Below are 7,731 nucleotides of genomic sequence, written 5' to 3' on the forward strand. Positions count from 1 at the left end.
CTCTTGATTACGAGGCGGTCGGGGTACATCTCGACTTGGATTTGGGTACCCCTTGCACTTCCGGACAAATCCCGGTGCACTAGTGCGTTGACGACCGCTTCGCGCAGTGCGGTCTCGGGGTACTCCCAGATGTCCTGACGGCCCGCGCCCGTTACCACTGCTCGGCGCGACATGTTCCGGCGGATGGCGGCCAGTGCATCGCGGGCCATTACCGGTATCGGACCTTCGAGGGCAACGTTGTCAAGGAAGCGCTGACCGGTATGGGGCTTCGCGCCCGTGGCGGTCGGGTAGTGGACAAATGTGAGCATGAGCTGTGGGAATTGTTCCTGAGGATAGGATCCGAGGGCCAGTAGGCCTGCGAGCGAGACCTCATCTCTGCCGTCCGGTGCGGACACGAGGACCTTGGCCCGACGCAGGACGGCGATGCGGTCGAGGTCCTGGAACGCGTACGGCCTGCTGGTTCGCAGCCGCGCGATCAGGGCATCAACACCCACCTGCGCCAGATTGCCGATCTCCGTGCCAGGTACTGCCTGCTCGTCATCTCGCGGTTGGCCTCTTGAGGACAGCACTATCTGGACTTCATAAGCCGACAGGCGCCGGTCGCCGTCGCTGACCCGGACAAAGCTGCCCTTGGTCATGCCCGCCCCGATGTAAAAGCATGGCCTATGGGCCGGATCGAGTTCGGGAATTTCAGCGACTACTACCCGCTCGTTCTCGAATTGGTGGATTTGTATCAGGGGCCGTATCGCGGGCTCCATCTCTGACGAGCACATCGACGCGAAGTCTGCTGCGAGTTTCGCCGGGTTCGGCAGGCCGGCGGCCGCAAATCCTCCGCCTTCATCGAGGCCCAGGATGACGACTCCGCCGCGCGTGTTGGAAAACGCGGACAGCGTCTCCCGAAGAGACTTCGGTAGCCCCCCGCTGCTGTTCTTCACCTCAACGTCGGCAATGTCCGCGCCGAGGACGCGCAGGTTCGCAACGATCTCGCTCAACTCGGCGTCTAGCACCACAGCTCCTTAGCCATCCTCGTCATGCCAACTGCATGATAGTTGGCATGATAGTTGGCATGATAGCTCTGCGTCGGCCGGGTGCCCGCCCGAGATCCGCTCGTCGACTGCCCGCAGCCAACCGGCATCAAAACATCAGCCGGTGACCCCGGGTCACTTCATGGATGGCTGCCGATTTCGGCCCTGATCGGAGCTTGGCCTTGTGGTAGGGCCTCGGTCACGGGCGTTTGCTTGGGTTCGCCGGAACTGGGCATCCGGGATCGGTTTGGAGGCCACGGCAGTGCCGCCAAGCGGTGAGCCGGCCTTGGCAACGCCTGCCTGGTCCGAGCCGCGCTCAAGATCCCGACGGGCTAACCGGCGCGGGTCTGGCGGGAAGGTCGACGGTTTCGGCAATGGTCACGGGCGGCAGGAGGGTGAATCGTGTGCCGCAGCCCGTCGTTGCCGGTCGCGGTGATCGTGCCGTGGTGGGTTTGACGATGCGTTTGGCAGATCACGTGGCCCAGGCCGGTTCCCGCGTGGTGCTGGGCGCCGGGCGCGGGGGAACGGAGGAACGGGGGAACGGGGGAACGTATCAGCGTTCCTTCAGCGCCTAGAGAGCGGACCGGCGTAGGAGGTGACCCCCGCGGTGCGGTGGTTGCGGATAGCTCTCGCGGTGTCGGGTGGTCGCAATTGCTTGTGCTTGGCCCTGCTTGGTGCTTGCGGTGTGGGTTAGCAGCCTGGTAGGCCGTTGTTGGGGGTGAGGCCGGGTGCGGGTGTTGGCATCGATCCGACCGAGTATGCGATTCGGGTGCTGCGGAATTTGACGTCGGCGCTGATCGCGCCGCCGAAGATTTCCATCGTTTTGGGTAGTTCGTTGGTTCTCAGTGGCTTGCCCACGTAGACCGCGATGATCGAGCCGGTGCAGGTGCCCGACGGGAGTTCCGGTGTCTTCACGGTGATCACTCGCCGGCCGTCGAGGGAGATCTGTTTGCGGAAGATCGACTTCATGTCGAACCGCACGCCTCCGAACTCGTTGGCGAGCGCGACCTTCCAGATCTCCAATTGGACCGGAACCGCCCGGCATACCGTGCCCGCGGTGCTGTACAAACCGAAGGCGAAGTTGCTGGCCGAATCGAACTTGACCATCTCCGTCACCCACTTGACGGTCTCGTTGCTGGACCATGCCTTGTTCTGCTCGCATGGCGGTGCGGCCCGCGTCGATTCCGGCGTGGTCGGGACAGGCGCGGTCGGCGACGGCGGCGTGGCGGCCGACGCGGTGGTGATCGCGGGTGATGGACTGGCCTGGCCGGCAGACCCGGCCGCGGCCGTCTGCTCCCCGTCGCCGCAGCTGGTGAGAGCGAGAGCCAGCACAAAGAGCGGCACGGCCCGGCCGATCAGCGGTCGTGCGCCTTTGCCTGGAGTCGAAGCCATCCGGTGATGCTAGGGTCGGCCGCCTTCGCCGAAGGGCCAGATTGGACAAGGTTGGACGGGTCAGGCGGCTCGGGCGGCTCGGCCATCCTGTCGTTGCGTGCCGGATCGTCAGCAGGATGCTGATCCAGCAGGGCGAGTGGGCCAGCGGTGAACGCCGTTCCTCGCCCCGCTGGCAGAGCACCGCGCCGCCAGCAGGGACAGCCGCGAGCAGGAACAGCCGCCGTCAGAATGTCTGGGTGGCTGTCCTGCTTGCCTCGCTGGTCCGTGCGCTTGGAATGCGGCCCGGGAGGGCGACATCGAACGCGCCGAGGGCGGCTTTCCACCCCTGCGTGGTGGCGCCTCCGACGAGACGCGGCAGGGTGGTGCCCTTGCCGCGGTCGAGATCAAGCACCACGCAGGGTGAAGATGGCGTTACGCGATGGGAAAATCAAAATAGGTGTCTGGGTAGGGCTCGTTCTTCAGCGTGTAATGCCACCACTCGAGAGCGTATGCGCTGAAACCGCAGGACTCCATGATGAGACGAAGGTGTTCGCGGTTGCTCGTTTCGGCCGGCGTGATTCCCTCCGCCCCATGATGTGAGATCGGTGCCATCAAGTCATGGTCACCGCCCATGGGGGTAAGTTCGCCGGTCGCCAGGTCATAGATCGTCAAGTCGACGGTGCTGCCCCGGCTGTGGCCCGACTTGGTGGCCACATATCCTTTTTCAAACATCTCGGCCCGGTCGATATCCGGATAGTGCCGCTGCTTCGTCCGGCCGTCCTCCGGCTGTTCTGCCCAGCGCATGAAACAATCTACGGCGCGCTGCGGGCGATAGCCGTCCCAGAGAAGGAGGCCGAAGCCGAGGGATTCGGCCTTCTCTTGCGCTTTCCCCAGAGCCGCGCACAGAGCCTTCGTGCCGACAATTCGATTTACCAGGTATCCGTCCACCGGTTTGCCGGTGAAGTTGTCCCAGGTGGCGTACTTGGCATCCCAGCGTATGCCGGACACCACGTCGTCGAGAAAGGCGAAGTCATCGTTCATCGGCTTTTCCCGGCCAACGCCAACGCCACCACCCGGTCGATCACTTCGCCCAGCGGCAACCCGGCGGCCGCCATCATTCTCGGATAACGGCTGTACGAGGTCATGCCGGGCAGGGTGTTCACCTCGTTGAGGACTACCGTCCCATCCTCCTTGAGGAACATGTCGACCCGTGCCAGCCCCCTGCAGCCCAGGGCGCGATAGATGGCCTTTGCCGTCTCCTGGACGAGCGCTCGCGACTCCGCCGGAATGTCGGCGGGAACGATGAACGCCGAGTTTTCGGAGCCGGTCTCGGGCGTGGCCTCCTGGTGGATTCTGAAGAAGCCGTGGGTGAGCGCGACCCGGTCCACCTCGCCGGCGACCAGATCTGCATCGTTCCCGAGGATGGCACAGCCGATCTCGCTGCCGATGACGGCCGACTCGATCAGCACCTTCGAGTCGTACTGCCGCGCGACTTCCACCGCCTCCAGCAGTTCCTCTTTCGCGGAGACCTTGCTGACGCCGAAGGACGATCCCGAACGGGCCGGCTTGACGAAGACGGGATAGGTCAGCAGGTCGGGATCGATCTCTTCGCCCGGCGTGACGGTCCAGAAATTCGGGGTAGCGATGCCCGCACTGTTGACGACCAGGTAGGTGAGCGACTTGTCCATGCACAGAGCTGAGCTCTGGATGTCGCAGCCCACGTAGGGGACGCCGGAGAGCTCCAGCAAACCCTGGATCGCGCCGTCCTCGCCCTGCTTGCCGTGCAGAACGGGCAGCACGACGTCCAGAGCGATCGTTTCGTATTGTCCCTTCTCCAGCACAAGCAATCCGCGCGCCGTGCTGTCCGGTGACAGCACGGCCGGCCGGCAGTCGCTGTTTTCCCAGTCCGTGTCCGGGCCGTCGCAGAGCTTCCAGGCGCCGTCCTGGGTGATCCCGATATAGAACGGCTCGTACTTCTCGATATCGAGGCTGTTTGCGACCTCCCGCGCCGACTTGATGGAGACGGGGTGCTCTTCGGAACGGCCCCCGAACAGGATTCCGATCTTCAACCTAGCCATGCTGATTCCCGCTTTCAAATTTCAGGCAATTGTTGATGGAGTTTTCCACAGTGTCGCTCAGGGCATGATCTGTGTAGTACGCGGTGTGCGGGCTGATGAGCACGTTCGCCATCTTTTGTAGCCGCAACAACGACTTGCTCTCAATGGGCTTGTTCCGGCAGTCGGCGTAGAATATTCCTTCCTCTCCTTCGAGGACATCCAACGCCGCGCCGCCCAATCTGCCGTCCTCCAATGCCGGAATAAGGGCTTCGGTATCAAGAAGTGAACCGCGTCCGGTGTTGATAATGAACGCGCCGTGCTTCATCAGCTCGATACGGTGACGATTGAGGAGATGGTGGGTATCCGCGTTGAGCGGTGTATGGAGCGTCACGATGTCGCTCAGCCGCAGCAGCTCATCGAGGGGGACGTAGTCGGCGGCGGTCTGAGGGCAATTGTCATAGGCCAGGACTCGGCAGCCGAAGCCCCGGAGCCGGTCCATGACCGCCGCGCCGATGCGCCCCGTGCCGATTACCCCGACGGTCAGGTCGCGTAGTTCTTTCCCGCGTACTTCATTCAGTCTGTAGTCGTGGACATCGGCGCGCCGGATGATGGACTTGATGTGGCGCACCGCCATCAGCATCAGCATCAGCGTGTAGTCGGCCACGCTGTCGGGCGAATAGGCGACGTTTCCGACGGAAATGCCGACACTCGCCGCATACTCCACGTCGATGTGGTTATATCCGACGCTTCTTGTGGAGATGTATTTGACGCCGATGCGGCTGAGTGCAAGAAGGGTGGGGTTGGTGATTCGAGTTTTATGACCGATGCTGATGCATCGGTTTCCGAATGCCAGTTCAACATTGGCTTCGGATATGGCTGCCTCTATGATGTTCGGCGTCACGCCGAAGCGAGGCGCCATCTCTCGGAACAGGACGGCCTCGTCCTGCTCGCATCCATAAATAGTGATGCCCATGGTCGGGACGGTCGAGGACGGCGAGGACGCCAGCGATCGGGTGTGGCGGTCCGCCGTTCGGGCTGGTTCGCTGTAGGTCACTAGTGCACCATTCTTCCGATTGCCGCGCGGACGCGAGAGGTTGTGAGCAGCCCCCGTTCCGGGGTATGTCTGGCGGGGATCAGGACGCATTCCGCCGCGACTGCGTCGGGCTGCGGCTGCCGCTCCGGGCCGCGATGGCGAGGATCTCGGCCACCACGCGGTCGGCGGCGTCCGGACGGCCCTGTCCGGCGGCGGTGTGGGCCATGGTGGCGCGGTGCTGGGGGTCGCTCAGCAGCGTCATGATTTCGTGGCGCAGGTTTTCCGGGGTCGCCGTCGGGCCGTCGAGCATCGCGACCGCTCCCGCCTCGGCCAGGTGGCGGGCGGTGACGCGCTGCTCACCGCCGGCGGAGTGCGGGTACGGGATGAGGATGGCGGCCTTGCCGAGAGCGGTGAGCTCGGCGACGGTGCCGGCGCCGCTGCGGGCGATGACGATGTCGGCCGCCGCCAGCAGGTCGGGCATCTCCTCGTGGATGAAGTCAGCGACCCGGTAGCGGTCTGCGAGCTGGGGCGGGAGGGCCGCGGCGACCTGCTGCACCTCGGCGAGGCCGAAACTGCCGCATTGGTGCACGATCTGGCAGTGCGGCAGGATGTCGGTCAGCACGCCGGCCAGCATCCGGTTGACCTGCTGGGCGCCGCCCGCACCGCCGGTGACCAGGATCAGCGGCAGGCCGGGGTCCAACCCGTACGCGGCGAAGGCCTTGCCGGGGTTGCCGGCCAGGACCTCAGGCCGGACGGGATTGCCGGTGACAACCGCACGTTTCCGGGCGCGGGGTGGCAGATGCTCGAGGGATGCCTCGTGGCTGAGCAGGATGCGGGTGGCGACGCGGGCGAGAATGCGGTTGGCCAGGCCCAGGCTGAGGGTCTGCTCGTGCATCAGGCAGGGCACGCCGAAGACCCGAGCGGCCAGGCCGATCGGCACCGAGACATAGCCGCCGGTCGACAGGACCACCACCGGCCGGGTGCGGGCGACGATGAGCATGGCCTGCAGGAAGCCGATCGGAATCCGGAACGCGTCGACGATGTTGCGGGCCAGCTCGCGGGGGTTCGGAGTGCGGCGCAGCTTGCCGGTGATCACGGCCCGGAACGGCACGTTGTTGCGGACGGCGACCTTCGCCTCAAGGCCGTTCGGCACGCCGACCCAGAGCAGCTCGGGCTCGGTGCCGGCATCCGCGAGCCGGGCCCGCAGGGTCGTGATCGTGGTGAGCGCCGGATAGGTGTGCCCACCGGTGCCGCCGCCGGTGACGATCATGCGGAGCCTTCGCAGGTGCTGGGCGCTGTAGAGCGACATGCCACCTCCGAGCGGGTTGCGGACGCGCGCTCTGGGGCACCGCCCTCGACGAGTTGTCTGGCCACCGCCTGCAGCCCGACGTCGTGGGAACCCTTGAGCGGGACGACATCGTCCGGCGCCCACCGCCGGCGGATGAGGTGGAGTGCTGCTGCCGCTTTCGGCACGTGCTCGGCCTCGACACCACCATAGGCGGCGGAAACCAGTCGCCCGGCGTTCGCATTCCCGATAAGATAGCGCACGCTGGCGAACGCGGCCAAACAGCCCACCTCGATGCGATGTTGTGACTCGGTGTGATGTTGCGATCGGCCGCGACCCGGTTCATTCAGCTGACCGGGCACGGCGAAGAGCCGCCGCCCCCGGGCCTGCCTGGCCGCCGCCGACCTCAGCGCGGCCGTGGCCGGAGCCGAGCCGGCCTGGGTGCGGAGTGGGAGCGATGGCCGCCCGATACCGTCGGTCACGACATTCTCGGCCCGAACGTCGTCGTCGACGGCGGACACTCCGACGGGGCGATCGGCGAACACGGCCCCGACACCGCCGGCCACTGCCCGCCTGATGGCGTCGTGACCGGAAGAGGCCACGAACAGCCCTTCCGGCTCGATCAACCGGGAGCCATCGCAAACCGGCCCGGTCACCAAGGTGTCCGGGCCCCCGTCGTGCAGCGATCCACCGACCACATTCGCGATCGTTCTCAAGGGCACTGGTAGCACGCGGAGAATGTAGACCCCGAACTGAACAGAAGCCACCGATTCGGCCAGGCCTGAGCTGGACGTATACACAATCGGGCGGCAAAGGGCGAGGTGCGGGGTCTATCGTTCGTATTAAATAGCAAATGTCATGCCTTGTGAGTAATCGCTGGGCTGAGCAGCGGCTGAGCGGCTAGCCAGCCGACATGGACGACGACATGGTCGCGGCCGTCCCCACGCACGATGATCGCCC

The 7,731-nt window shown here is 65.2% G+C and carries 8 protein-coding genes; 1 reads left to right on the forward strand and 7 read right to left on the reverse strand.

All coding sequences use genetic code 11. The features are described 5' to 3' along the window. Both DMB66_RS56540 and DMB66_RS56545 read right to left on the reverse strand, forming a co-directional pair. A partial coding sequence (locus tag DMB66_RS56540) for a helix-turn-helix domain-containing protein (RefSeq protein WP_233625556.1) occupies nt 1–1,007 on the reverse strand: 1,007 nt, incomplete at its 3' end. A gap of 708 nt (nt 1,008–1,715) precedes the next feature. Next, complete coding sequence (locus DMB66_RS56545; RefSeq protein WP_125812253.1) at nt 1,716–1,994, reverse strand: hypothetical protein; 279 nt, start codon at nt 1,992–1,994, stop codon at nt 1,716–1,718. On the opposite strand from DMB66_RS56545, the gene DMB66_RS56550 reads away from it, so the two are divergent. Next, nucleotides 1,975–2,424, forward strand: a complete 450-nt coding sequence (locus tag DMB66_RS56550; protein WP_125812254.1) for a hypothetical protein — start codon at nt 1,975–1,977, stop codon at nt 2,422–2,424. The genes DMB66_RS56545 and DMB66_RS56550 overlap by 20 nt on opposite strands. Nucleotides 2,425–2,828: 404 nt before the next feature. Here DMB66_RS56550 and vanX read toward each other — a convergent pair whose 3' ends face one another. The 5 genes from vanX to DMB66_RS56575 all read right to left on the reverse strand — a co-directional run bounded on the left by vanX (nt 2,829) and on the right by DMB66_RS56575 (nt 7,487). Continuing rightward, nucleotides 2,829–3,437, reverse strand: coding sequence for a D-Ala-D-Ala dipeptidase VanX (vanX, locus tag DMB66_RS56555; protein ID WP_125812255.1), 609 nt, complete (start codon nt 3,435–3,437; stop codon nt 2,829–2,831). After that, a complete protein-coding gene (vanA, locus tag DMB66_RS56560; protein ID WP_125812256.1) occupies nt 3,434–4,474 on the reverse strand; it encodes a D-alanine--(R)-lactate ligase in 1,041 nt (346 codons plus the stop codon). Before vanA ends, vanX begins: the two co-directional genes overlap by 4 nt. Beyond that, nucleotides 4,467–5,426: a D-lactate dehydrogenase VanH gene (vanH, locus tag DMB66_RS56565; RefSeq protein ID WP_199753240.1), complete on the reverse strand. Its 960-nt coding sequence runs from the start codon at nt 5,424–5,426 to the stop codon at nt 4,467–4,469. The genes vanA and vanH overlap by 8 nt, the downstream gene beginning before the upstream one ends. 160 nt (nt 5,427–5,586) lie before the next feature. Beyond that, a complete protein-coding gene (locus DMB66_RS56570) occupies nt 5,587–6,795 on the reverse strand; it encodes a glycosyltransferase (RefSeq protein WP_125812258.1) in 1,209 nt (402 codons plus the stop codon). After that, nucleotides 6,753–7,487, reverse strand: coding sequence for a hypothetical protein (locus tag DMB66_RS56575; RefSeq protein ID WP_125812259.1), 735 nt, complete (start codon nt 7,485–7,487; stop codon nt 6,753–6,755). The genes DMB66_RS56570 and DMB66_RS56575 overlap by 43 nt, the downstream gene beginning before the upstream one ends. Between the last annotated feature and the right edge of the window lie 244 nt (nt 7,488–7,731).

The sequence above is a fragment of the Actinoplanes sp. ATCC 53533 genome, from assembly GCF_003947245.1.

Excerpts from the sequence above, each read along its gene's own strand:
- DMB66_RS56545 (WP_125812253.1), bottom strand. The coding sequence starts at position 1,994 with ATGAAGTCGATCTTCCGCAAACAGATCTCCCTCGACGGCCGGCGAGTG.
- vanX (WP_125812255.1), bottom strand. The coding sequence starts at position 3,437 with ATGAACGATGACTTCGCCTTTCTCGACGACGTGGTGTCCGGCATACGC.
- vanA (WP_125812256.1), bottom strand. The coding sequence starts at position 4,474 with ATGGCTAGGTTGAAGATCGGAATCCTGTTCGGGGGCCGTTCCGAAGAG.
- vanH (WP_199753240.1), bottom strand. The coding sequence starts at position 5,426 with ATGGGCATCACTATTTATGGATGCGAGCAGGACGAGGCCGTCCTGTTC.
- DMB66_RS56570 (WP_125812258.1), bottom strand. The coding sequence starts at position 6,795 with ATGTCGCTCTACAGCGCCCAGCACCTGCGAAGGCTCCGCATGATCGTC.